At 63.9% G+C, this 24,821-nt stretch carries 21 protein-coding genes and 1 pseudogene; 14 read left to right on the top strand and 8 right to left on the bottom strand.

From position 1 onward, the window contains the following. Nucleotides 1-1,945 (bottom strand): annotated as a pseudogene (locus tag G3N94_RS43160) (DUF4158 domain-containing protein); the annotation flags it as partial. Nucleotides 1,946-2,136: 191 nt separating this feature from the next. Between G3N94_RS43160 and G3N94_RS42920 the strand changes: the two are divergent. Next, nucleotides 2,137-2,259, top strand: coding sequence for a hypothetical protein (locus tag G3N94_RS42920; protein WP_277398525.1), 123 nt, complete (start codon nt 2,137-2,139; stop codon nt 2,257-2,259). A gap of 30 nt (nt 2,260-2,289) precedes the next feature. On the opposite strand, the gene G3N94_RS08190 is transcribed toward G3N94_RS42920, so the two are convergent. The 5 genes from G3N94_RS08190 to G3N94_RS08170 form a co-directional block, all read right to left on the bottom strand. After that, on the bottom strand, nt 2,290-3,999 hold the full coding sequence (locus G3N94_RS08190) for a hypothetical protein (protein ID WP_205791827.1): 1,710 nt from the start codon (nt 3,997-3,999) through the stop codon (nt 2,290-2,292). Between the two features lie 52 nt (nt 4,000-4,051). Beyond that, nucleotides 4,052-5,284, bottom strand: a complete 1,233-nt coding sequence (locus G3N94_RS08185; RefSeq protein WP_241021698.1) for an aminotransferase class V-fold PLP-dependent enzyme — start codon at nt 5,282-5,284, stop codon at nt 4,052-4,054. Between the two features lie 16 nt (nt 5,285-5,300). Continuing rightward, a complete protein-coding gene (locus G3N94_RS08180) occupies nt 5,301-5,762 on the bottom strand; it encodes a RidA family protein (RefSeq protein WP_205791825.1) in 462 nt (153 codons plus the stop codon). Between the two features lie 9 nt (nt 5,763-5,771). Further along, nucleotides 5,772-6,731 carry a dihydrodipicolinate synthase family protein gene (locus G3N94_RS08175; protein WP_205791823.1) on the bottom strand — a complete coding sequence of 320 codons (960 nt, stop codon included), beginning with the start codon at nt 6,729-6,731 and terminating at the stop codon, nt 5,772-5,774. A 110-nt stretch (nt 6,732-6,841) separates the two neighbouring features. Further along, nucleotides 6,842-7,813: a LysR family transcriptional regulator gene (locus G3N94_RS08170; protein ID WP_205791821.1), complete on the bottom strand. Its 972-nt coding sequence runs from the start codon at nt 7,811-7,813 to the stop codon at nt 6,842-6,844. A 210-nt stretch (nt 7,814-8,023) separates the two neighbouring features. Here G3N94_RS08170 and G3N94_RS08165 point away from each other — a divergent pair, with 210 nt between their 5' ends. The 5 genes from G3N94_RS08165 to G3N94_RS08145 all read left to right on the top strand — a co-directional run bounded on the left by G3N94_RS08165 (nt 8,024) and on the right by G3N94_RS08145 (nt 16,650). Further along, nucleotides 8,024-11,755 (top strand): hydantoinase B/oxoprolinase family protein, encoded by a 3,732-nt coding sequence (locus G3N94_RS08165; protein ID WP_205791819.1) that lies wholly within the window; start codon nt 8,024-8,026, stop codon nt 11,753-11,755. A gap of 84 nt (nt 11,756-11,839) precedes the next feature. Further along, the gene (locus G3N94_RS08160) at nt 11,840-12,601 is read left to right on the top strand and encodes a DUF969 domain-containing protein (RefSeq protein WP_205791818.1); all 762 of its coding nucleotides are present in this window, start codon (nt 11,840-11,842) and stop codon (nt 12,599-12,601) included. Continuing rightward, nucleotides 12,598-13,563: a DUF979 domain-containing protein gene (locus tag G3N94_RS08155; RefSeq protein ID WP_205791817.1), complete on the top strand. Its 966-nt coding sequence runs from the start codon at nt 12,598-12,600 to the stop codon at nt 13,561-13,563. Before G3N94_RS08160 ends, G3N94_RS08155 begins: the two co-directional genes overlap by 4 nt. 183 nt (nt 13,564-13,746) lie before the next feature. Beyond that, complete coding sequence (locus tag G3N94_RS08150; protein ID WP_205791816.1) at nt 13,747-15,297, top strand: phospholipase D family protein; 1,551 nt, start codon at nt 13,747-13,749, stop codon at nt 15,295-15,297. A 141-nt stretch (nt 15,298-15,438) separates the two neighbouring features. Then, nucleotides 15,439-16,650, top strand: coding sequence for an aminotransferase class I/II-fold pyridoxal phosphate-dependent enzyme (locus G3N94_RS08145; RefSeq protein WP_205791815.1), 1,212 nt, complete (start codon nt 15,439-15,441; stop codon nt 16,648-16,650). A gap of 99 nt (nt 16,651-16,749) precedes the next feature. Here G3N94_RS08145 and G3N94_RS08140 read toward each other — a convergent pair whose 3' ends face one another. After that, nucleotides 16,750-17,376, bottom strand: coding sequence for an NAD(P)-binding domain-containing protein (locus G3N94_RS08140; RefSeq protein WP_205791814.1), 627 nt, complete (start codon nt 17,374-17,376; stop codon nt 16,750-16,752). An 82-nt stretch (nt 17,377-17,458) separates the two neighbouring features. Here G3N94_RS08140 and G3N94_RS08135 point away from each other — a divergent pair, with 82 nt between their 5' ends. Then, nucleotides 17,459-17,839 carry a helix-turn-helix domain-containing protein gene (locus tag G3N94_RS08135; protein WP_205791813.1) on the top strand — a complete coding sequence of 127 codons (381 nt, stop codon included), beginning with the start codon at nt 17,459-17,461 and terminating at the stop codon, nt 17,837-17,839. Between the two features lie 3 nt (nt 17,840-17,842). Here the strand turns inward: G3N94_RS08135 and G3N94_RS08130 are convergent, their stop codons facing one another. Then, nucleotides 17,843-18,535 (bottom strand): hypothetical protein, encoded by a 693-nt coding sequence (locus G3N94_RS08130; protein ID WP_205791812.1) that lies wholly within the window; start codon nt 18,533-18,535, stop codon nt 17,843-17,845. A 193-nt stretch (nt 18,536-18,728) separates the two neighbouring features. On the opposite strand from G3N94_RS08130, the gene G3N94_RS08125 reads away from it, so the two are divergent. The 7 genes from G3N94_RS08125 to dhaK all read left to right on the top strand — a co-directional run bounded on the left by G3N94_RS08125 (nt 18,729) and on the right by dhaK (nt 24,818). Then, nucleotides 18,729-19,886, top strand: coding sequence for a porin (locus tag G3N94_RS08125; RefSeq protein WP_205791810.1), 1,158 nt, complete (start codon nt 18,729-18,731; stop codon nt 19,884-19,886). A gap of 515 nt (nt 19,887-20,401) precedes the next feature. Then, nucleotides 20,402-21,004 carry a dihydroxyacetone kinase subunit DhaL gene (dhaL, locus tag G3N94_RS08120; RefSeq protein WP_205791809.1) on the top strand — a complete coding sequence of 201 codons (603 nt, stop codon included), beginning with the start codon at nt 20,402-20,404 and terminating at the stop codon, nt 21,002-21,004. Next, nucleotides 20,949-21,398, top strand: coding sequence for a dihydroxyacetone kinase phosphoryl donor subunit DhaM (gene dhaM, locus G3N94_RS08115; protein WP_205791807.1), 450 nt, complete (start codon nt 20,949-20,951; stop codon nt 21,396-21,398). The genes dhaL and dhaM overlap by 56 nt, the downstream gene beginning before the upstream one ends. 16 nt (nt 21,399-21,414) lie before the next feature. Then, complete coding sequence (locus tag G3N94_RS08110) at nt 21,415-21,732, top strand: HPr family phosphocarrier protein (protein ID WP_205791806.1); 318 nt, start codon at nt 21,415-21,417, stop codon at nt 21,730-21,732. Next, nucleotides 21,725-23,386, top strand: coding sequence for a phosphoenolpyruvate--protein phosphotransferase (ptsP, locus tag G3N94_RS08105; RefSeq protein ID WP_205791805.1), 1,662 nt, complete (start codon nt 21,725-21,727; stop codon nt 23,384-23,386). The genes G3N94_RS08110 and ptsP overlap by 8 nt, the downstream gene beginning before the upstream one ends. Continuing rightward, a complete protein-coding gene (locus G3N94_RS08100; protein ID WP_205791804.1) occupies nt 23,383-23,835 on the top strand; it encodes a hypothetical protein in 453 nt (150 codons plus the stop codon). Before ptsP ends, G3N94_RS08100 begins: the two co-directional genes overlap by 4 nt. Next, nucleotides 23,832-24,818 (top strand): dihydroxyacetone kinase subunit DhaK, encoded by a 987-nt coding sequence (dhaK, locus tag G3N94_RS08095; RefSeq protein ID WP_205791803.1) that lies wholly within the window; start codon nt 23,832-23,834, stop codon nt 24,816-24,818. The genes G3N94_RS08100 and dhaK overlap by 4 nt, the downstream gene beginning before the upstream one ends. The last annotated feature ends 3 nt before the right edge of the window (nt 24,819-24,821 follow it).

The following is a 24,821-nucleotide window of genomic DNA, read 5'->3' as shown; positions in this document are numbered from 1 at the left end:
GTTGACGAACGACAGCATGTGCGCGGTTACATCGGAGTCGAGATGGCGGGCCGCCTGAGTCGGGCCGAGATTGCAGCCCATCGCGAAAATAGTCAGCAGGTAGCGCTCGGCGGCTTTCCGAATCTGCGGGTCGCTCCCAGACAACGGCCCGAAGTGCCGCGTGAAATGGGTCCAATGCTCGATGTTCGCAAGGATGTCCAGCATGTTCCGCGTCGGCAGACGGGCGTTTAGCCGCTCCTGCAAAGCGATCGCGCTCGCAGGGATCTCCTTCGCGACGGTTTTGCGCAGGATCGGCTCGCCGTGACGGTCGATCACGACGTGCTCGCGCTTGCGCGGTAATTCGGCATCGAGCTTGCTGGAGGCGTCTGTCAGCCATTGACGAAGATGACGCACGAAGTGGCTGCCGGTCGTTGGCATGCCGAGCTTGTCGCAGTAGTCCGGCAACTGCTGCTCGCATTGCCGCCACGGCAGCAGGTGGTCGCGATAGTCGGCGTACGCATCGGAGCCCGATACGCACAGATCACCGACCCGCAGTTCCTCGGCCATGTACGAGAACACGCAGAGCTCGAGATACCGGCGATTGGTCGGCAATCAATCGCCGTGCGAGCGCCGCACGAGCTTACGCCACCGCGGCGCGTCGAAGCTCACATCGAGGTCCGCATCGATCCACTCCCGATGCAGCGATTCGTTCTCCAGCACCGCGTCGAGTGCGTTCAGCAGCGTGCGGACCGGGCTGGTCGAATCCCAATCGAGCGTACGGGCAACACGCGTCATGACCGAGCGGTGCGCCTTGAAGTGCTTCCAGAGCAGCGGCAGATAGTTGCGGCCGCTGAACGCGCGAATCGCCGCACAGCTCTCACGCAACGGCTCCAGATCGCCTTTCGGTGCGAGCAGCTTTCTGACCGCCTTGGCGATGGCTGTCTCGTCGGATTCGTCGGCGAGGATGTCGACTACGCCGTCAAGCAAGCCTACGAGATCTTCGACTTGATCACGTTGTTTGCGTTGAATTGCGTCCAACTCGTCGCTCGCGCGCTTGTGGATGGCGCCCATGCGCCGTACAAACATGTCGGAGAGATCGTCGCGAGCGCGCACGCGCATGCGGTTGAGCAGCGTGACGATCAGCGTGTAGCGCTTCTCCGGAGCGTATCGTTCTTGAGCGCGGATGCATCGAGCGCCATCGCCTGCTGCGCGAGCGAGCGCAGCTTCGACGCCGGGATTCCGGCGATGGCCAGTGAGAAGTCCCCGAGTTCGTCGAGCCAGGTGATCTGGTCAATCAGCATATCCAGATGCTGCCGGGATGGGCGTTTCGCGTGACGCTTGATGCGGTTGTAGGCAGTCTGCCGGCTCGACAGATCGCGCGCGAGCAACCGGTCGAGCGCGAGTTCCTGTTCATCGGTCAGGCGTCGCGTGACGCGCTTGAAGAGTCGGGACTGCGCCCGGGCATGGATCTGTTCGGTCAGCCGGTCGAGCGTCGAGAACGGCGGCAGCTCGATATCGCGCGCGATCAACTCGTCGATCGTTGCGTTGATGATGTCCACTGGCTGATCCATTGTCAGCGACGCCGTGTGCGCTGCTCGTGTCGCGATTGTGTTCGCGTCGGTGCCGTAATACGGCTTCACGTCAAGCCTCGTGCGTACCGCGGTGTAATGCCGAAAGAGCGTTGGAGACGACGTGGTGTCGTAGCCGAACTGCACGGTGTCGCCGATATCGGCGGCTGCCGAACGTGACCAACGATGGCGATCGGAATAGTGTCGAGCGGCGGGAAATAGTGCAGTTGCTGAAAGACCTTCAGCAGCACCAGCAGGCCTAGGCGAGGTCTCTCACCGCGCGTTGACCGGCGTACCCATTCGAGTTCGTCGGGCAGTGGCGTGTAGCCGGTTTGCAGTTCCCGGGGTGCCAGAACCTCGGGGAAGCGCGGGTACGCGGTGCGTTCAAGGGTAGCCATGCGGATCGTCCGGATCGCAGAGGGCCGTTCAGATTAGCGCGAGAAAATCGGACACTACTACCCAGAATTGTAATGATCTGCGCCATCTTTATAACTTCAAGGCTTATGATGGCAATTTACGCTTACCTTGTTCATTCCCCTCATGCGGCCGTCGGCCGGGGCTTGGCGAAGAGGTGTTGAGGAACGCTAGAATGACCAGTCAGGAAGTGTTTGATTTAATTGGTTATTATTTTGGGGGCGGAGCGCTGAGCCTTGGCACGCCTGGATCGGGCTACACCTGTAAAAAGCATCAAAATCAAGGTCACCCCCAGTAGGCACAAAAGGGACAATTGCCCAGGCTTGGCTCATCGCGCTGACCCCGTGGCGTCCAGCAGTCCGGACCAATACAGATCCGCCGCGATGCTGGCCGCGCGTGCCTGCGTCGTGTGCGCGAGCCGGAAAGCCGAATCGTAGATCGTCTGATCCGGATATTCGGTGACGAGCGTAAACGGCACCGTGGACCGGTGGTCTTCCATGATCATGCACGGGATGCCATGCAGAACCGGATACGGCATCTCGCCGGCGTGTGCATGCCAGGTCCGCAGGTGTTCCGCATTGAAAGCCGCGAGTTCCGGCGACGTCGCGAGTTGCGCGGTGAGCGCCTCCAGGAACGCGATGCCGTCAAGGCCCTTGTGGTGCCGCAGGATCAGGAAGAAGCCCTTCGGAATCGTCCAGTGCTCGAAGCCTTGCGGAATATAGCCAGAGGACACGCGCGTCCATTCGTGCGCGGGATAGCCGTGCATGCTGATATGCAGGCCGGCCTGCGTCCGCTCGATCGCGTCGAGTCGAACGGCCATTTCGCCGAATGGTTCGGCTCGCCGCGCTTCGAGATCGTCGCCGAGCGCCGTATAGCGCGACGCGTGCAGCATGTGATGCGGATTGCGCTCGCGAAGCCGGTGATGAAGCGCATAGCCGTCCGGATTCTCGACGCCAATGAGCGCAAAGTGGGCATCGTGACGCGTCTTCAGCATGTGAGCGGCGCGCAGCGCGCCGACGATGCCTGAGGTTTCGTTCGCATGCTGTCCTGCCGAGATGACCAGGCCCGGCAACCCGCCCCGGACATGAATGCCGGTGACCGGGCGTCCTTCGCGGCTCACTGCGCCGAAGGGCACGCCGTTCAGGCTGCGAAGCTGTGCGTCGACCTGCGTGAGCGTCAACGGTCGATCGGCATCATCGAGTTCCGCCGCGCCCGGGTGGGCTGTATCGACGACGGGCTCGGCAGCCGTGTCGTACGGACGCAAGCTGACGCGCACACGCGTGGCGCCCGCGCTCTCGACGATCTCGGGGATGATCTGTCCGGGCTGCAGCGTCCGGTCGCCGAGGGGCACGCCCGCGCGCGCCTGGAAAAACTCCAGCACGGAAAAATACAGATCCTCGTGCAGCGCCTCGCGCGTGCTGATGCCTTCGTCGTGGTATGGCAGCCGGTGTTCGATGCCGCCTGTTTCGATATCGATGCAGAGCTTCTCGAAGAAGGGCGCTCGTTGTGGCCACGCGTGGTTGCGAATCGCCTCGATCGCGACCGCATAGGCGGCTTCGAACTCGGTGACGAGCGGACCATCCTGTTCGAGCCGGTCGCCTTGCCACACCCGCAGCCAACCGCAAGGCGAGCGCTGCGGAGTGTTGGGCGCGAACACGCGATAGGTCGAGCCCGGCACGGTCACGACGTAATGCGTGGCATCCGAGCCCTCGCTGAACGTGAGCTTTGCGTGCGGCAACAGGCCCGCGAGCGGAAACGCCTCGAGCCTGAAGCGGTGCTCCGCGCCGGCGGGCGTTTGAATCGCGATGTCCGTCAAGCGGCTTGGGTCGACTTCCTCCAGCAGAAAATGCAGAAGCGGCTTGTACGCACTGCGCAACGTGGCTTGCACGCCGGCAGCCGCAAGCTGCTGCCGCGCGGCTTGGCGTGATCGCGCATCGTCGAACACCCACGCTTCGATGCGGGTCGCCGGCATTTTGCTGAAGCGCTCGACCAGTTCGGTCAGCGTGCGAGGAATCGTGGTATCGAGCAAAAGGGTCATGGTGGCGTCTATTGTGATAGAGAATTCACTCGCGTGCAGGCCTGGGGCCTGTTCACACTGTGGCTAGCAGCCGGCACTCTTCGCGCAGCGCGACAAGCAGACGGTCGATTTCTTCGGGCAGCGTGATCGCATGCGGGCTGATACGCAGCACGCCCGCCGGACTATTTTCGCCGTCGTACGCGAGCGGTGCATAGCGCGACGTCGTCACGCACGCCGTGTTGATGCCGCGTCGCCATAGCCGCTCCGCCAGCTGGGCGGCATCAACGCCCGCAAACGATACGCACAGCAATCCACTGGCCGGACGATCAAGATGCACGCAATCCCACTGGTCATCGAGTTCCGCATGAAGTCGCTCACACAGGCTCCTGGTGTACGCATGTATTCGCTCGACTCCGATGTCCTGCACCGCGCGAACGGCGGCCAGCATTCCGAGCCGCAGCGCAGGATGATGCTCGTACAGCTGGAAGCGTCTGGCATCGTCGGCGAAGCGCACGGCAAGATGGCCGCTGGCCGGCACACGCGTCGTGCAGCCCCCGTAGGTATCGAGCATCGCGGGCGCTTCGAAATGGGCAAGGGCGCGCTGCGACAGACAGAGCGCCGCGACGCCACGCGGGCCGCGAAGCCATTTTCGGGCCGGGAACACCAGCACATCGGCGCCGAGGGTTTCGGCGTTCACCGGAATCTGCCCGACGGCCTGGCTGGCATCGACGAACAGCCAGCCGCCAGCGTCGCGAACGGCGCTCGCCACCCCGTCCAGACGATGCACTTCACCGCGCGCACTGCCGATCAGCGGTAACGACACGACGGGCACGGCATCGCGATCGCGCTGCTCGAGCGCTTGATGCACGATCGCGTCCCACGACGCGTGCGGCGCGCCGGGCATCTGCTCCATCGACACGCGCGGTTGCGCAAGCAGCGTGTTCACATTGCCGCCCCATTCGTGCGCGGACACGAATACCTGTAGGCGCCGACGCGGCGCCACGGCGCTGAGCGCAAGCGCCCAGCCGCGCGAAGCCGATTCGCAGATCGCGATCTGCCGGGCGTGCACACCGAGCAGCGAAGCCACAGCCTGCGGAAGCTCGGCGACGGACGCGTCGATCGTTTCAAGCGCGCGATGCATGCCGACGCGCGCCTCCAGGTCGATAAAGCCGCGCAGCGCATCGAGCGTCGCGTTGTCCGGCAGGCTCGCGGACGCATGATTGAGATGCACGAACGCCTCGGCTGCCGGCGTGGACGCACGGATCTGCCTGACTTCGATTTCGCTCAGCGGCAATGGAGGGAGCATGGGCAAGGTAGCGTCCTCACGGCTGGATGGCGGCGATCAGGTCGAGCTCGACCGGTGCATGTCGCGGCAGCGAGACGACGCCGATCGACGTACGGCTGTGCGCGCCGGCATCGCCCAGCGCGCCGACGAGATAGTCGGATGCCGCGTCGATCACATCCGCGTGGTCGAAAAACGACGCGTGACACGCAACATAGCCGGTGACGCGAACGATACGGATCAGCCGATGCAGCCCGCCGAGCTCGCGATCGAGAACGGCCAGGCAATGGCTCGCGCACAGCCGCGCGGCATCGCGTGCTTCTTCGATGCACAAATCGACGCCGACGGTTCCCCGGTAGCGCAATTCACCGTCGACCCGGGGCAATTGCCCGCTGACGAACGCAAAGCCGCCTTGCACGACGACTGCCCGATACCGGCCAGTCGGCGTAAAGGGGGCAGGCAGGGGGGCAAGCAGCGACAACTCTGCCGGATTGAATGCCATGATCGACTCTCAATGAACGAGACTGGAATTGAACGGGGATTCCGCGACCGCCGGCACGCAACGCGGATTGAAATCCAGTGCCTGCAGTTCGGCGATCAACTGCGCTTGTGCATCGGGCGCCAACTCGACGAACGGTGGCCGTACATGACACAGTGACGGATCGTCGAGATAAAACGCGAGTGCCGCTTTCAGCGCCGGTATCATCGGATGGCGGGCGAACGCCGCGCGGACCGCGTTGGCGCGTTGCTGGCGGCTCCGTGCATCCGCATGCGTGAAATTGCGATATAAGTCGACCAGGCCCGCAGGGTTCACATTGGCCGTCGCGCTGATGCAGCCGGCGGCACCCGCTTCCATGAGCGTGACCAGCTCGGTTTCGCTGCCGGCGAAGACATCGAAATCGTCCGATGCGCAGTTCGCGAGCAACGCTTGCGTATAGGCAAGATCGCCGCCGGTGTCCTTGATACCGCGCACCGTGCCCGGAAAGTGTTCCAGCAATTGCTGAACCAACGTCAGCGAAAAGCCGACCTTTGCGACCGGCGGGATGTGATACAGATAAACGGCAAGGCGGTCGTCGCCGACCCGTGCGATGGTCTGCTCATAGAAGCGGAACAGGCCCGCGTCGCTCGGTTCCTTGTAGTAGAACGGCGGCAACATCAGCACGCCACCGCAGCCCAGCTCGACGGCGGCGCGCGTCAGCGTTACCGCGTCGTCGAGCGAGCACGCGCCCGTGCCGGCCATCACGCGGTGCATCGGGATGCCATTGCCGGCCAGTCCTTCGAGCAGCGCGACGCGCTCGCGTGTCGATAACGCATTGCCTTCGGAGTTCGTACCGAACACCGCCAGGCCGACATCATTGGCGAGCAGCCAGCGGCATTGCCTGACAAGGCGCGGCAGATCCGGTTCGAGCGTCGCCGTGAATGGCGTGATCACCGGCGTCAGGACGCCGCGAAAGGACGCATGTCGTTTCATAGTTCGGTGCTCCGGGATCCAGGTTCGAGAGGCACCAGTATGGCGACGGCGCGCCGCGCCGTGGTTGCGCGATGATTCGAGTCCGTTGCGGATTCCGCATCGGTGGAGTGTTACGCGACCTGCCGGGCTTCACGCGCGACCCGTGCGTCGGCGCGGGTACGGCTGCCTGCCTCGAGAAATTGCCAAAGGGCCTCGGAACTGTCGTTCAGCGCCGCTCTGCGACGCGCAAAGGTCACCTGCATCGCGATGTCGAAGTGCTCGTCGGCGGCACGCACGAGGCGCGCCGACTGTAAGTCGTCCGCGACCAGTGTGGCGGGCAGCCACGCGACGCCGAGCCCTGCGAGCGCCATGCCGCGCAACCCGTCGGCGAGCGAGTTTTCATGACGGCGCACGAGCACCGGCAGGCCGTCGAGGGTCGCGAGCCGGCTTTCGAGTACCCATGCGAGCGAGCATTCGTCGCTATAACCGAGCAGCGACACTTCGCGGTCCCGCGGGCCGCTCAGCGAATGCAGCGGGCGGCCGCGGTCGTCGGGTGCGCAGACGGGAACGAGCGCTTCTTCGCCGACCTTCAGCATCCGATAGTCGGTCGAATCCAGCGAGCGGCCCAGCTTGTCCAGCACCCCCTGCGCGTGATCGAGCAGGAATACGACGAAATCCTCCTCGCCCTGGTCGAGCAACGCGAAGCACGACGCCAGATGATCCGACGCGACGGAAAAGCGCGTGCGCCGGAACTGCATATGCAGCATCGGAAACCAGCCGGGAAAGAACACGACCGACATGATGTGCGGCGCGGCGAAGCGGACCTGTTCGCGACGCCCGGCGGCATTGGCGCGAACGGTGCGTCTGACGCCTTCGAGCGCATACACGACCTCCGCCGTCACCGCCTGCAACCGCTGGCCGGCGTCGGTCAGCTCGACACCGTTTGCCGCGCGATGGAAGACAGGCGCGCCGAGCCAGAACTCCAGCGCCTGGATTCGCCGGCTCAGGCCCGACGTGGTGACGTGACACTCGTCGGCCGCGCGGCCGAAATGCTTGAGCCGCGCAAGGACAAGGAAATCCTTCAGGCATTGGATATCTAGCATGGCGCTGCGCCTCGACCGGTGAAAGATGACGACCTGCCGATTCTACTCGCCGCCGGCCATCCTCATTCGCCCCGGCGTTGCCGATTCCGCAACGCGCCGATTTTTGACCGCAATGCCGGAACGGGCCCGGCTGCCGATAATCGTCATCACCAACGAAGCGCCGCGTCGGGTCGTGAATTCAATAAAGGCGATTTGCCAGCCGGAGGAGTCATGAGTCAGTCCGTATTTGAAAACAGCGGGAGCAATGGCAGCAACGGAAGCAACGGGAAATGGCAGTTCTGGATCGATCGCGGCGGCACGTTCACCGATATCGTCGCCAAGGCACCGGATGGCACGCTGGCGGTGAGCAAGCTGCTTTCCGAAAATCCCGAGCAATACGAAGACGCGGCCCTGGAAGGCATCCGGCGTGCGCTGGGTGTCGCGCCCGGCGAGCCGATCCCATCGGACCGGATCGACGCGGTGAAAATGGGCACGACCGTCGCGACCAATGCGCTGCTGGAGCGCAAGGGTGCGCCAACCGCGCTGTTCGTGACACGCGGCTTTCGCGACGTGCTGCGGATCGGCTATCAGAATCGGCCGCGCCTGTTCGATCTGAACATCAGGCTTCCCGATCTGCTGTATGCGGACGTATTCGAAGTCGACGAGCGCGTCGGCGCGCGTGGCGAAGTGGCCGTGCCGATCGACGAGCGCAACACGCTCGCGCAACTGAAGCAGGCCTGGGAGGCCGGCTTCCGGTCGGTGGCCATCGTCTTCATGCACGGTTATCGCTTTCCCGCGCACGAACAGGCGGCTGCGCGACTCGCGCAGGAGATCGGCTTCACGCAGATCTCCGTGTCGCACGAAGTGTCGCCGTTGATGAAATTCGTATCGCGTGGCGACACGACCGTCGTGGACGCGTATCTTTCGCCGGTGCTGCGACGCTATGTCGACCGCGTCGCCGCCGCGCTCGACGGCGTCAGGCTGATGTTCATGCAGTCGTCCGGCGGCTTGACCGATGCGTCGTTGTTTCAAGGCAAGGACAGCATTCTGTCCGGCCCGGCAGGCGGCATTGTCGGGATGGTGCGCACGGCGGTGCAGGCGGGCTTCGACAAGATCATCGGCTTCGACATGGGCGGCACCTCCACCGATGTTTCGCATTTCGCCGGGGAATACGAGCGCGCGTTCGACACCCAGGTGGCAGGCGTCAGAATGCGCGCCCCGATGATGAGCATCCATACGGTCGCGGCAGGTGGCGGCTCCATCGTTCATTTCGACGGCGCGCGGTTCCGGGTCGGCCCCGATTCGGCCGGCGCGAATCCGGGGCCGGCCAGCTATCGTCGCGGTGGCCCGCTGACCGTCACCGATTGCAATGTGCTGCTCGGCAAGATCCGTCCGGACCTGTTTCCGCATGTGTTCGGCGAATCCGGCGCGGCGCCGCTCGATGTCGACGTGGTGCGCGAGAAGTTCACGCAACTCGCGCGGGATATCGAAACGGCAACCGGCAAGCGCCGGCGTCCCGAAGAGGTGGCGGAGGGCTTCATCGAAATCGCCGTGCAGAATATGGCGAATGCGATCAAGAAGGTGTCCGTGCAACGCGGGTACGACGCGACCCAGTACACGTTGCAGTGCTTCGGTGGCGCGGGCGGCCAGCACGCGTGCCTGATCGCCGACACGCTCGGCATGTCGAGCATTTGCGTGCATGCCTATGCAGGTGTGCTGTCCGCATACGGGATGGGACTCGCCGATCTCACTGCGATGCGCGAATGCGCAATCGAAGAACCGCTCGCGGCCGCGTCGATGCAGAAGCTGGATCACAGCTTCATCGGCCTCGTGTCTGGCGCGGTCGCGCAGGTCCGCGAGCAGGGCGTCGACGACAGCCGGATCGTGGTGATACGGCGCGCGCACGTTCGCTATGAAGGAACGGATACCTGCCTGATCCTGCCGTACGGCTCGCTGGAGCAGATCCGCGACGCTTTCGAGCGCGAATACCGGGCGCGTTATGCGTTCCTGATGGAAGGCAAGGCGCTCGTGGTCGAAGCCATTTCGGTGGAAATCATCGGGCGTTCTGGCGAAGCCGCGAAGGTCAACGCGGGCGCCTCTGCGGAAAGCCGCGATGCGTCGCCCAAGGCGCGGCGAACGGTCGAGATGTTCTGCGACGGCGAATCACGCGCGGCACCTGTGTTTCGTTACGCCGACCTGCAACCCGGCGATGTGGTCAGCGGACCGGCAATCATCGCCGACGATCATGCGACGACCATTGTCGAACCTGGCTGGCAGGCACGCGTGGCGGCGGCCGATCACATGGTGCTGCGTCGCGTCGAAGCACTCGCAACGCGCGCCGCGATCGGAACCGATGCGGATCCCGTGAAGCTCGAAGTCTTCAACAACCTGTTCATGGCCATCGCCGAACAGATGGGGTTGACGTTGGCCAACACCGCGTACTCGGTCAATATCAAGGAGCGCCTCGATTTTTCGTGTGCGCTGTTCGATCGGCACGGCAACCTGATTGCGAACGCGCCGCACATGCCCGTGCATCTGGGCTCGATGGGCGAATCCATCCGTACCGTGATCCGTGAGAACGCCGGACGGATGAAACCCGGTGACGTCTATGCGTTGAATGCGCCGTACAACGGCGGCACGCATCTGCCCGACGTCACCGTGATCACGCCGGTTTTTGGCGAGGCCGGCGAGGTCTTGTTCTACGTCGGATCGCGCGGGCACCAGGCCGATATCGGCGGCATCTCGCCGGGATCGATGCCGCCGCGCTCGCGGCATATCGATGAGGAAGGGGTCCTGATCGACAACTTCCTGCTCGTCGAAAACGGCCGTCTGCGCGAGCATGAAGTTCGCGAACTGCTCGGTTCGGGCGCTTACCCGTCGCGCGCCATCGACCAGAACGTCGCGGACTTCCGCGCGATGATCGCCGCGAACGAAAAGGGCGTCCGGGAACTGCGCCGGCTGGTGCGCGAATACGGCCTCGACGTCGTCAATGCGTACATGCAGCATGTTCAGGACAACGCGGAGGAGGCCGTACGCCGCGTGATCGATGTGCTGGTGGACGGCGAATTCTCGTATGAGACGGACCGTCACTCGGTGATCAACGTGCGTCTGTCGATCGACCGGCAAACGCGCAGCGCGACCATCGACTTCACCGGCACCACGCCGCAGCAGCCGGACAATTTCAACGCGCCGCGAGCGGTATGCCATGCCGCCGTACTGTACGTGTTCCGCTCGCTTGTCGACGACGATATCCCGCTCAACGCCGGCTGTCTGAAGCCGCTGAACCTCGTGATTCCGGACGGCTCGATTCTGAGTCCGCGTTACCCGGCCGCCGTGGTGGCGGGCAACGTCGAGACCTCGCAGAGCGTGGTCGATGCGATCTACGGCGCATTGTCGGCTTGCGCCGCGTCGCAAGGCTCGATGAACAACTTCACGTTCGGCAACGCGCGCTACCAATACTACGAGACGATTGCGGGCGGTGTGGGCGCAGGTCCGGGATTTCACGGCTCGACGCCGGTGCAGACGCACATGACGAACTCGCGGATGACCGATCCCGAGGTGCTCGAATGGCGCTTCCCGGTGCAGGTACAGGAGCATTCGATCCGGCATGGCACCGGCGGGCGCGGGCGCTGGCAGGGTGGCCCGGGCGCACTGAGACGGATTCGCTTTCTGGAACGCATGACGGCCGGGATCCTGTCCGACCATCGACGCGTCAGGCCCTACGGGATGGCGGGAGGCGAACCGGGGCAGCCGGGCATGAACTGGGTCGAGCGCATCGACGGGCGGATCGAGCCGCTCGCCAGTTGCGACGAGGTCGAGATGAATCCGGGTGATGTGTTCGTGGTCCAGACGCCAACGGGCGGCGGTTACGGGCACGCGGTCGAAGGCCGTGACGAAGGCGAGCGCGAGCCCGGCGGCAGCGTCGAAGTCGATCGGCGTGAACCGGCCACGCATCCCGGCTGACGATCGCTGCATTCGCGTCTTTCCATTCGTATCTTCCACTCGTCAAGCGAAGCGCCGAGCCGGCGCTTCGCACCGGGGAACCTCATGAATACCATCAACTTTTGGCCATTGCTCGGCATTGGCGTGATCGTGCTCGGCTTTGCGATTCGGTTGAATCCGATGCTGATCGTGCTCGTGTCGGCATTGACGACAGCACTGCTGGCCGGCCTTTCGGTCGACAGGATACTCACGCTGCTTGGCACGGGTTTCTGCAACACGCGCTCGTTGCCGCTGATCGTGCTGTTGCCGCTTGCGGTGATCGGCATGCTGGAGCGACACGGCCTGCGCGAGCAGGCGGAACGGTGGATCGCGCGCTTCCGTCGCGCGACCGTCGCGCGCCTGCTCACGACCTACCTCGCCGTGCGAGGCGTAAGTGCAGCGCTCGGCCTGGTGGGCCTGGGCGGGCATGCGCAGATGGTCCGGCCGTTGCTGTCGCCGATGGTCGAATCCACCGCACAACGGCATCACGGCACGCTCGAACGGTCCGCGATGCAGCGGATCAAGGCGATGTGCGCCGCGACCGACAACATCGGCCTGATGTTCGGCGAGGACATCTTCGTCGCGTTTGGCGCGATCCTGCTGATGGTGACGTTCCTCCGTCAGGCCGGCATCGACGTGATACCGGCACACGTTGCCGCGTGGAGCATGCCGACCGCGTTGTGCGCGTTCGTGATTCATACGATCCGTCTGCGCCACTTTGAGCGCTCGTTGCAGGCTTCTGTCGCGTCAACCACCCGTTCGGCGGGCACTCCGATGACGATCGATGCGCCGCGCTCAGACGCGATTGCGCCGGGAGAATCACGATGAGCACGACGATCCTGTCTGTCGACTATCTGTACTGGCTGACGGGTGGCCTGCTTGCCGTCATCGCGATGCTGATCCTCGCGGATCGCTCGCATCCTCGGCGGCTGCAAACCGGGTCGTTCTGGCTAATTTATGCGCTGCTCTTTCTGGGAGCCGATTTCCTGCCATTGCCGGGTGTGGGCGCGCTGCTTGTCACGATGACGCTGATTGCCGGATTCGGCGGCGTGGTGGCGGCGCAGAAGGCCGCGAGCTTGCCAGGGCAACAGGCAGCCGGCGCGGCACGGCTCGGCAACCGGCTGTTCATTCCTGCGCTGACGATTCCTGCGGTCACGATCGCCGGCACGTTCGGTGCGCCACATCTCGCGATAGCGGGCCGCTTGCTGATCGATCCGCGAAACGCGACGCTTGTGTCGTTCGGGCTGGGCTGCGTGCTGGCGGCGATCCTCGCGTGCGCGACTACTCGCGAAGGTGGCTATCAGGCTGTCAAGGAGGGCCGCCGCCTGACGGAATCGCTCGGCTGGACGGTGGCGCTCCCGCAGTTGCTCGGCATACTGGGGCTCGTATTTGCCGCCGCGGGCGTAGGGCAGGCCACGTCTCACCTCGTTACCGCGTACGTGCCGATGGACAACCGCCTGATCGCGGTCGCCGTGTACTGCCTCGGCATGGCATCGCTGACCATCGTGATGGGCAATGCATTTGCCGCCTTTCCCGTCATGACCGGAGGCGTCGGCATCCCGGTGCTGATCGGGCTGCATCACGCGAATCCCGCCGTGGTTTGCGCGATCGGCATGTTCTCCGGCTATTCGGGGACGCTGTTGACGCCGATGGCCGCCAATTTCAACATCGTGCCGGTTGCGTTGCTGCAGTTGCCCGACAAGTTCGCGGTGATCAAGGCGCAGGCACCGACCGCTGCACTGCTGCTGCCGCTGAATATCCTGTTGATGTACTGGTTGGCGTTTGGATAGGACGCTGGTCCGTCGCGTTGACGCAACCGCCTAACTTTGCACACACACGAGGATTACCCCGGAACACACGACGAGCGTTCGAAGATTTCCGTCAGCGCCGGCACAGGCAGGTATGCTGTGCGTCGGCCGGCACGTCCGACCGACGTAACAGAACACGCTTCGCCGGCGAGGGGGACGGCAACCATGGTCACGCTGCGTTCGTTGAGTGCGATGCTTTCGCTGCTGGCGCTGGTCGCGTGCGCCAGCCTTCCGCCGCAGGCCGACCGCGAGCCGACGCATGCGATCACCGACACCGGCAACACGCGCCTCGGCATCGCGTTCCGGCCGCAGGCCGCCGCGCATCCGGGCCAGGATGCGTTTCATCTGCTGCGCGATCCGGTCGACGCGCTCGACGCGCGCGTGCTGCTCGCCGATCGCGCCGACCGTTCGCTCGATCTCCAGTACTACATCTGGCACGACGACCTGACCGGGCACGCGCTGGCCGACGCCGTCCTGCGCGCGGCGGACCGCGGCGTGCGCGTACGCGTGCTGCTCGACGATCTCGGCACCAACGCGGACGACCGCAAGCTGCTCGAGATCAGCGCGCATCCGAACATCGACATCAGGCTCTTCAATCCGGTCGCCAGCCGCACGTTCAAGAAGCTCGGTGCCGCGCTCGAGTTCGCGCGCGTCAACCGGCGCATGCACAACAAGGCGATGATCGCCGACAACCAGGCCGCGATCGTCGGCGGCCGCAATATCGGCGACGAATATTTCGGTGCTTCGTCGATGGTGGAATTCGGCGATCTCGACGTGGTCGTGCACGGTCCCGTCGTGACCGACATCTCGACCGAATTCGATACGTTCTGGAATTCCCCGTACGCGTTTCCGATCAGCACGCTCGTCGGCCACGACGCGGCGCCGGGCGGACTGGAAACGCAGCGCGAGCGGTTGCGCGACTACCTGCGCGCGATGGAGGACAACCCGTACGTGCTCGAGGCGAAGCAACGGCTCGAGCAGATCATCCATGGTCAGGGTACCGAATTGTCCTGGGGGCGTGCGACCGTGCTGTACGACGATCCGTCGAAGATCGCGCGTGCGCCGAACGACAGCGAAGGGCACCTGATGCCGCAACTGCGGGCGCTCGCGCTGCAGCCGGAGCACGAACTGCTGATCGTGTCGCCGTATTTCGTGCCGGGCAAGGGCGGCGTCGAGCGGCTGCGCGCGCTCACCGCCCGCGGCGTGCGCGTGACGGTGCTCACCAACTCGCTCGCGTCGACCGACGTGGCGGCCGTGCATGCCGGCTACCGGCGCTATCGTCGCGACCTCGTCGACGCAGGCGTGCTGCTGTACGAGCGGCGGCCATCCGGTGGCAAGAGCATCTCGAAGCGCATCGTGTTCGGGTCGTCACGCGCGTCGCTGCACGCGAAGACGTATGTCTTCGACCGCAAGAGCATCTTCATCGGCTCGATGAACCTCGATCCGCGCTCGCTGAAGCTCAACACGGAGATCGGCGTGTACTGCGAGAGTCCTGCGATTGCGGCCGATGCGGCGACCGATCTGGAGTCGCGGCTCGACCGGATCGCGTGGCGGGTCGCGTTGCGGACCGATCCGGCGGGGAGGGGGCGGCTCGTGTGGATTCAGACGGACGAGGACGGGTCGACGACGGAGCTCGATACAGAACCCGAAGTGTCGGCGGCGCGCAGGATGGAAATCTGGTTTCTCGGTCTGCTGCCGATTGAGTCGCAGCTGTGAGTGCGACACGGTGAGCGTGTTCGCCGGTATCAGAAAATCTGATCAAAGCATTCAAAACAACGCATTTGTCCGATCGTCAAACGGCTCGCATACTGGCTGCATTCCTTCATGCAGCCGCGAGCGCGGCGGGAGACCAACGTAATGCCGAACACCTACGACGAATTCCGGCAACTGGGCATGCGCCTCGACATGACGCGCGGCAAGCCCGCGCCCGAGCAGCTCGACCTGGCGAGCGCGCTGTTCGCTGCGGCCGGCGACGCGGGGCATCGGTCGCGCGACGGCTTCGACTGCCGCAACTACGGGCATGTGCTCGGTTTGCCGGAAGCGCGCGAGTTCGGCGCGGCGCTGCTCGACGTCGAGCCGGCACAGGTCGTCGCGGCCGGCAACGCGAGCCTCGCGCTGATGCACGACGCGCTCGCGTTCGCGATGCTGTTCGGCATGCCAGATGCGCGCGCGTGGCACACGCAACACGATGTGGCGTTCCTGTGCCCGGTGCCCGGCTACGACCGGCATTTCGCCATCTGCGAGGCGCTCGGGATTCGCATGATCCCGGTGCCGATGCGGGACGACGGTCCCGACATGGACGTCGTCGAGGCGCTGGTGCGCGACGATCCGTCGATCAAGGGCATCTGGTGCGTGCCGCTGTACAGCAACCCGAGCGGCGCGATCTACTCGGCCGACACGGTGCGGCGGCTCGCGTCGATGCCGACGGCGGCGGCCGATTTCCGGCTGTTCTGGGACGACGCGTATCGCTTCCATCACCTGACCGACGTGTCGCACACGACGCCGAACATCATCGGCGCATGCGCGGCGGCCGGGTATCCTGATCGCGCGCTGGTGTTCGCGTCGCTGTCGAAGGTGACGTTCGGCGGCGCCGCGGTGGCGTTTCTCGCGTCGTCGCGACGCAACGTCGACTGGTGGCAGCGGCATGTGACGATCCGCACGATCGGCCCGGACAAGCTGAACCAGCTGCGCCACGTCCATGCGCTGCGCGATCGCGCGGGGCTCGACGCGCTGATGGCGCGCCATCGCGCGCTGCTGCGGCCGAAGTTCGACGCGGTGCATCAGGCATTCGGCGCGCGCTTTGCCGACCTGCCCGACGTGTCGTGGACGCAGCCGGAAGGCGGTTATTTCATCAGCCTGCATGTGCCGCCGGGGCACGCGAAACGCACGGTCGCGCTTGCGGCAGAGGCCGGGCTCGTGTTGACGCCAGCCGGCGCCGCCTTTCCGTATGGCGAGGATCCGGACGACCGGCATCTGCGGATCGCGCCGTCGTTCCCGTCGCTCGACGACGTGCGGCGCGCGGCCGACGGGATCGCGCTGTCGGTGCGGCGGGCGATCGGGGTGGACTGACGCGCGCGGAAAGCGATGCGTCGCTCACGAAAGGAATGTGTCGGTTGTCAGGCTGAATGCATCCCGTGCATTCAGCCAGTTCGCCGATCAGAACCGGAATCAGGCACGCACCTGATGGTAGATAAAGCCTGCGTTCGTTCCACCCCCTCTTCCGACCGCAATTTGAATATTGAGATGCGCGATGGCCTCCAGATAGCGGGCGTTGTGCAAGGTGCCGGTGACGACCGGAGCGAGTCCGGCACTGGTTGCGATCGTTGCGACGGTGGCATTGGCCTCGGCATCGTCGCCTGCAATGAACGCCGTGACGGCATGCCCGCCTCGATCGACGCGGTCCGGCGTCATGATGTCGGCGAACACGGTGTTGAAGCACTTCACGAGACGCGCTTGCGGGAGCAGGCGAGCGATCGCCTCGGTGGCCGAACCGTCCTGACCGAGCGGGAGCGGCGACCAGTCATCCTGCAGCGCGTTGGTTGCATCAACAACGATTTTTCCTGACAGCAGTCGAGCCAGCGGAGGCAGTACCTCCGCGCACGCCTGATATAGCACGGCAATGATGACGACGTCACCGTGCGTGGCGGCATCTTCCAGCGACGCAATTGCGTATCGCGCGCCGGGCCGCGCCCTCGACATATCGCGCAATCCGACCACGATGTCGTGTCCGGCCGCAGCCAGGAGCTGGGCCAGATTCCCGCCGAAATTCCCGCCGCCCAGGAATGCGATCTTCATGATGGTGCACCTCGTAATTGATTAGGTCGTACCATTCTTTCAAGGATGGTTTCCGCAATCAATTAGGTACCTGAGAGTAACCATGTCGAAAAAAATCGAGCTGCCGCCGGATGCATTCCTGAAAGTCTGTCCGTCCCGCACGGTGCTGTCGCGCATCGGGCAGAAATGGACGGTGCTGACCATGGTCGCGCTGCAGGACGGGCCAATGCGTTTCGGCGACATCCGGCGCCGTCTGGAAGGGGTTTCGCAGAAGATGTTGACCCAGACGCTGCGTGCGATGGAACGCGACGGCCTGATCGAGCGAAGCGTCTACGACGAACTGCCGCTGCGCGTGGAGTACTCGTTGAGCCCGCTGGCGGACACGCTGCTTCCGCTCGTCGTTGCGCTTAAGGCCTGGGCGGAAGATGCACTCAACGCCATCGAGGCGAACAACCGCGCATTCGACCGGAAATATCCGGACTGACCTTCACAGAAACGGATTGCGCCCGTCGTAGATCACGTTGATGCTGCGAAAAGGGATGTTGCCGGGGTAGATCACCTCATCCACATTGCTCCCTTGGCTGACGGGTTGCGCAGACAGGAACGGATCGCTGTTGAACGTGAAGATGAAGCAATGTGTGGCGCTGAGGCGATAGCGGTCCGCGCCGAGAAACAGCGTCTGATGCGCGCGTTCGCCGTTCATCGCGTCCTTCGCCATCGCGAGATACACGCCCGGCTGCGCACGCGCGCCCCGGCGAGCCGCATTGGGCGTTCCCATGATGCAGCACTGCATCCTGATCGCGGTGTGGCCTGCTTGCGACGTGTAGTGGATGTAGATCGGACGTCCGTTGAACATGCCGTTGTTCAGATGCATGTCGATGCGTGGATCCTTGCTGATGCCGAAGGTCATGGCGAATCCTTGTCGGTAGGTTGACGACACGCGCGACAGCGTTCCGCGCCGCTTGAACGACGCGCGGAACCGGTCCCCCGCTTTCACTGAATCACTATAGGTGATTTTCGTCGTACGAAAGGGCGGATCTTCGGATTCCCGCCGTGTGCGGATTCCGTGCGGGGACCGGCGAGCTGCATGCCGGCTCCATTCTGGCGCGCCGAACCAGGGCAACACGACGATCACGACCGCCAGCGAGAGCTTCGAGCGCAGACTGCGCGGCGTGCGCAATCGGCCACGTGTCACCAGGATGTGTCGTTTGTTTGCATTGTGTGTTTTTGTGACACATTTGCGCGCTATCGTGCCTCACGTCGCGCGATGCAGCGCACGTTTCGCGAGCGCGACCCGAGGTTGCCGAAGTCACCCACCGAAATCATTGGATTCAATAGTTGTCCTTCTTTTCGTCATGAATCTCAGACACAACATGCAACGCATCATTCTGCCCACGCTTTCGCTCGCACTCGCCGGCGTTTCCGGCCTTGCACACGCGCAAACCAGCGTCACGCTGTACGGCGTGGTCGACGACTCGATCCAGTTCATCCACAACGCGACGTCGGACGGACGCAACCAGGTCGGCCTCTACCAGGGCACGCTGTCGGGCAGCCGCTGGGGCTTGAAGGGCGCCGAGGATCTCGGGGGCGGCCTGAAGGCGATCTTCCAGCTCGAGAGCGGTTTCAATCCGAATACGGGCAAGATGGGGCAGGGATCCCGCGAGTTCGGGCGCCAGGCGTTCGTCGGGCTGAACAGCGAGCAGTACGGCACGCTCACGATGGGCCGCCAGTACGACCCGGTCGTCGACCTGGTTCAGGGGATCACCGGCGACAACGCGTTCAGCGGCACGTTCGCGACCGCGGGCGACGTCGACAACTACGACAACAGCTCGCGTACCAACAATGCGCTGAAGTACGTGTCGCCCGTGTTCGGCGGCCTTCAGGTCGAAGCGATGTACGCGTTCGGCGGCGTCGCCGGCCAAACCGGCTCGGGTCAGACCTGGTCGGCCGCGGCCGCGTACAACAACGGCCCGCTGTCGATCGCGGGCGGTTATTTCGTCGCGAACAATCCGTCCGTCGCCGGCGCGAAGCGCACGACGTGGGGCGGCACGTCGGACGGCACGTTCGACGGCTCGCTGATCAACCTCGGCTACCAGAGCGCGAAGTCGATCAACATCGGCCGCGTGGCCGCGCAGTACGTCGCGGGCCCGTTCACGTTCGGTGTCGGATACAGCAATGCGCAGTACAAGGCGGACGCGCAGTCGGCGTTCGGCGCGACCGAGAAATTCAATACGGGCCAGGGATTCGTGAACTACCAGGCGACGTCGGCGCTGTTGCTGGGTGCCGGTTACAGCTATACGAAATCGAGCGGCGATACGAACGCGACCTATCACCAGGTATCGCTCGGCGCGGATTACCACCTGTCGAAGCGCACCGACGTGTATCTCGTCGGCGCGTGGCAGCATGCGAGCGGTACGACGCGCGCGGAAGACGGGTCGCTGACCGGCGCGCAGGCATCGGTGGGTTCGTATGGCGTGCCGGGGACGAACACGCAGGAGATCGTCAGCATCGGGCTGCGGCACAAGTTCTGACGGTGATGCGACGCCGGGCATTGGCCGAATGAGCCGATGCCCGGTGCGTGCCGTATTGTGGCACTGTCCGCGGCGCGCGCGGTGTCGCACTGGCTCGTCGCGATACGCGGCGGAAGGTCGTCCAGAGCGCAGAGACGCAGGTGGTGCTGGCGACGCTGTTGCCGATCTGACGCAGCACATTGGCGCATATCGCCGTTTGCCGATGCCCGAAGGAGGGCGATTGAGTGCAGGGCGCGACTCCAGCGAGGACAACGCTCAACATTACACTCAACATCGCGCTCAACTTTTGTTCAGTAAATCCTGGTCGTCAGATTCCGCTACGGCCACTCAACCCCGCCAAAATCGCGGGTTTCCCCCAATAACGACCCGAAAATCTCCTGATAGACTCCATTCAAAGTTTAGTGACATGTTTTTTTAACTAAACACGCGATTCATCCAGACGATACTGGGCGCAGTCGCCAGACAGACTATCGTCGACCGCACCGATGGTCGCGCAAAGACAATGGAGAAGGGCAGTGGAACAAGAGACACTCAGGGCGCTGCTTCAGGCCGTCGCGCAGACGGTGATCACGCATACCGAGGAGTTGACCGCGCTGGATCAGGCAATCGGCGACGGCGATCACGGGCTCAACATGAAGCGCGGCTTTGAACGCGTGGCAGAACTTGCGGGCGACATTTCGCAACAGCCGCTCCCGCAGGCGCTGACCGAAGTCGGCAAGACGCTCGTGATGACGGTCGGCGGCGCATCGGGGCCGCTCTACGGCACTTTCTTCATGACGCTTGGAAAGGAGCTGCCCGCCGAGCCGAATCTCGTCGACGTGGGCAATGCGTTCCACGCGGCGATCGCTGCCGTTGAGCGACGCGGCAAGTCGACTGCCGGACAAAAGACCCTGCTGGATGTTCTGGTGCCTGTACACGAAGAACTATGCGTTGGCACTGACAACGTCCTCGACCGCGTCAAGCGCAGGGCGGCGTCGGCGGCCGATGCGACCATCCCGATGCTGGCGGTGCGCGGACGGGCGTCATTCCTCGGTGAACGATCGATTGGTCACATGGACCCCGGTGCGCGTTCGTCCGCACTGCTTATTACTGCATTTTGCGATTTTCTTGGAGCGTGACATCGTGCCGAACGTAGGAATTGTCATCGTGTCGCACTCGGCGAAGATTGCCGAGGGAACCGCGGATATGGTGCGTCAGATGGTGGGCGACAGTGTGCCGCTTGCCTATACGGGCGGCAACGCGGATGGCGGACTCGGCACCGACGTCGGCGCGATCATGAAGGCGATCGACCGCGCATGGTCGGACGCCGGGGTCGTCATTCTCGTCGATCTCGGCGGCGCTGAGACAAACAGCGAAATGGCGATCGAAATGCTGGATGCCGACAGGCGGCACAAGGTCGCGCTCTGCGATGCGCCGCTTGTCGAAGGCGCAATCATTGCGGCGGCAGAAGCGTCCGGCGGCGCGTCGGTCGGCCAGGTCAAGAGCATGGCCGAAGAAATTCACCGGCAGTGAAAGAGGAGAAACATCAATGTCGCATGTGGTTGCTATCGGAAGCGCTCGCTTGATCAATGAAACGGGGCTGCATGCCCGACCAAGCGTCAAGCTCACGCAGCTCGCGAAATCCTTTCCCGGGCAGGTCGAGATGGCGACTTCGTCAGATGGCCCCTGGATCAATGCAAAAAGTCCGGTGAAGGTGATGGGTTTTCAGGCTGAAACGGGCGTGTCGCTCTACTTCCGTGCAACGGGCGACGGTGCGAGCGACGCGGTCGCAGCGTTGGTTGCGCTTGTCGAGCGAAACTTCGACGAAGACAAGCTTTGCCAGACCGACGGACACCGTCATGGCTAGCCTGGTCCTCAAGGGGCGTCCTGCGTCCGTCGGGTTCGCTGCTGGCCCGCAGACGAGGCTGGCGGCGGATGACGTGACGTCCGCGCACCGTGTCCCCAGTGCGGATACTGCCGTGGAACTCGCTGCTCTGCGCGCGGCGATCGAGACCGCCACTGGCCAACTGCAAGCGCTGGTCGAACGTGCGGATGCGCAGGGTGCCGAGATCATCGGGTTCCAGATCGCACTGGCCGATGACGAAGAGCTGTGCGAACCGATCTTCGCAGCGATTCGGCAGGGGGTCTCCGCCGATGAGGCATGGCGCGGCGCAATGGACGACGAGATTGAAACGTATGAAGCGTCGCGCAATGACTATTTCCGGGCCCGCGCGTCGGATCTGAAAGACTTGCGCGATCGGGTTCTGGCCTGCCTGTATGGCGAATGCGCTTCGGATGCGCTCCCGAGCGGCGCGGTGATTGTCGGTCGGGACCTGTCGCCTTCACGCTTTCTGTCGATCGACTGGACGCGCGGAAGCGCGATCGTGCTGACCGAGGGCAGCGCCACCAGCCATGTCGCAATGCTGGCGCGTGCCAGAGGTGTGCCGATGATCGTCGGGCTGCAGGGTAGCATCCCCGCCGACGCGAACGAGATTCTCGTCGATGCTGTTGACGGCAGCGTGATCGTTGAGCCGACCGATGAGGACCGGCAACAGTTCCGATTGCGCATGGAGAATGACGTTGCCGAGCGGATCGCGATCGACCGGTTCGCGCATCGGCCGGCTGTCACTCGCGATGGCATTACCGTGGCGGTATCGATCAACGTCGCCGATGTCGCGGAACTCGACGCGCTGGATGTCGAGGTATGCGATGGCGTGGGTCTGGTCCGCACGGAACTGCTTTTTGCTGACGAGCTTGCCCAGCCGACCGAAGATTTCCAGTACGGCGTCTATTGCCGCATTCTGGATTGGTCCGCCGGACGCCCCGTGATCGTACGCACGCTGGATGCTGGCGGAGACAAGCCGATTGCAGGGCTGACCATCGACGGCGAAAGCAATCCGTTTCTCGGCGTGCGCGGTGTGCGCCTGTCACTCGTCCGTCCGGAGCCCTTCCGCATTCAGCTACGCGCGCTCGCCAGGGCAGCCGTGCACGGCAACCTGAAGATCATGGTGCCGATGGTCACGGTGCCTGCCGAGCTCGAGGTGGTCCGATCAATGCTCGATGAAGAAGTGCAGTTGCTGAACCAGGCCGGGATCGCAGCCAGGGTTCCTGCACTGGGCATGATGATCGAAGTGCCCGCGACAGCGATCGCGCCGGATTTGTTCAGCGCGGATTTCTTCTCCATCGGCTCGAATGACCTTACGCAATATGTGACGGCAGCGGGACGGGACAACGAATCTGTCAGCGCGCTCGCCGACCCGCTCAACCCGGGTGTGTTGCGCCTGATCGCGAATGTGGTTCGATACGGCGAAAGTGCCGGCATCAGCGTGAGCCTGTGCGGAGACGCGGCCGCCGACCCGACGGTGCTGCCACAGCTTCTGGCATGCGGCCTGCGGTCGATCTCGGTGGGCATCGCGGGCGTCGGCCGGGTCAAGGCCGCCATTGCAGACGTCGACCTGAGTACGTTGAGCCTTCCGCGCCAGGCCGCACTCATCGAAAACCCCATCAAGAGTTCTTTATGAGCGACGAAGAGAAGCCTCCCGCACGGCAGGATCTGGTAGCCGAATACAAGCGCGTCCTGACCGGCGTTCTGGACAATCGCCCTTCGGGCACGCGCCAGCACCTGGCCCAGGCGCTGGGAAAACATCGTTCGTTCGTGTCGCAGATTACCAATCCTGTGTATGCGACGCCGATCCCGGTCGACCATCTGAACACGATATTTTCGGTCTGCCATTTTTCCGCTGCCGAGCGGAGTGCTTTTCTCGATCTCTATCGCCAGGCTCACCCGCGACGTCGCCTGCAAACAGACACCGCGCACAGGACTCGCACGATTAGCGTGACGCTGCCCGATCTCGACGACGCAGAGTTGAACCTCAGGATGGATCATCTGGTCGCCGATTTCGCGCGGACACTTGCACAAATGGCGAACACGTTGGCTTCACCACGACAACAGCAGGAGGAGACGGAGTGAAAAAACTGATCAACGCACCAGAGAACGTACTTTCTGAATCGCTTGATGGTTTTGTTGCCGCTCACGCAGACATCGTCACGCTGGGTGCCGAGCGAAAGTTCGTCCGGCGCAAAACGCTCAGGCAACGCAAGGTGGGTCTCATATCGGGGGGCGGCGCTGGACATGAGCCGCTGCATGTCGGTTTCGTCGGCACCGGGATGCTGGATGCCGCATGTCCGGGACAGATTTTCACGTCGCCAACCCCCGACCAGATTGCAGCGGCAATCAATGACGTCGATACCGGTGCAGGCAGCCTGCTCATCGTCAAGAACTATGAAGGCGATGTGATGAACTTCGAGATGGCGGCTGAACTCGCCGAAGGGAAGGTGCTGACCGTCATCGTGGACGATGATGTCGCCGTCGAAAAGTCGACTTACTCCATCGGGCGCCGCGGCGTGGCCGGCACGCTCGTGGTGGAGAAGCTGGTGGGCGCCGCGGCCGAAGAGGGACGGACGCTTGAAGAGCTTCAGGCGCTGGCGCAGGCCGTGAATGGCAGGACCCGCTCGATGGGCGTCGCGCTGAGCTCATGCATCGTGCCGGCTGCCGGTGGTCCGACGTTCACGCTCGGCGACGATGAAATGGAAATGGGTGTCGGTATCCACGGTGAACCGGGCCGCCGGCGCGTCAAGCTGGAAAGCGCGGATGCGATCGCGGCCGAGCTGGTCGAGTCGATTGTCCATGATCTCGAGCCACGAAATGGACGCGATTGCCTGCTGCTCGTCAATGGCTTCGGCGGCACCCCGCTGGTCGAGCTTTATCTGATGGTGACCGCTGCGACACGAATCCTGCGCGGACGTGGCATTTCGGTCACCCGTTTCCTGACCGGCAACTATGTGACGTCGCTGGAAATGGCAGGTTGCTCGATCACGCTGACGGAGCTCGACGATGAATTTGCACGGCTCTGGGATGCGCCGGTCCATACCGCTGCGCTGAACTGGAGATAATTT

This window comes from Burkholderia sp. Ac-20353 (assembly GCF_017104785.1).
GTDB lineage: Bacteria > Pseudomonadota > Gammaproteobacteria > Burkholderiales > Burkholderiaceae > Burkholderia.
The sequence above is the reverse complement of the archived record's forward strand: the minus strand, read 5'-3'. Positions and strand labels throughout refer to the sequence as shown.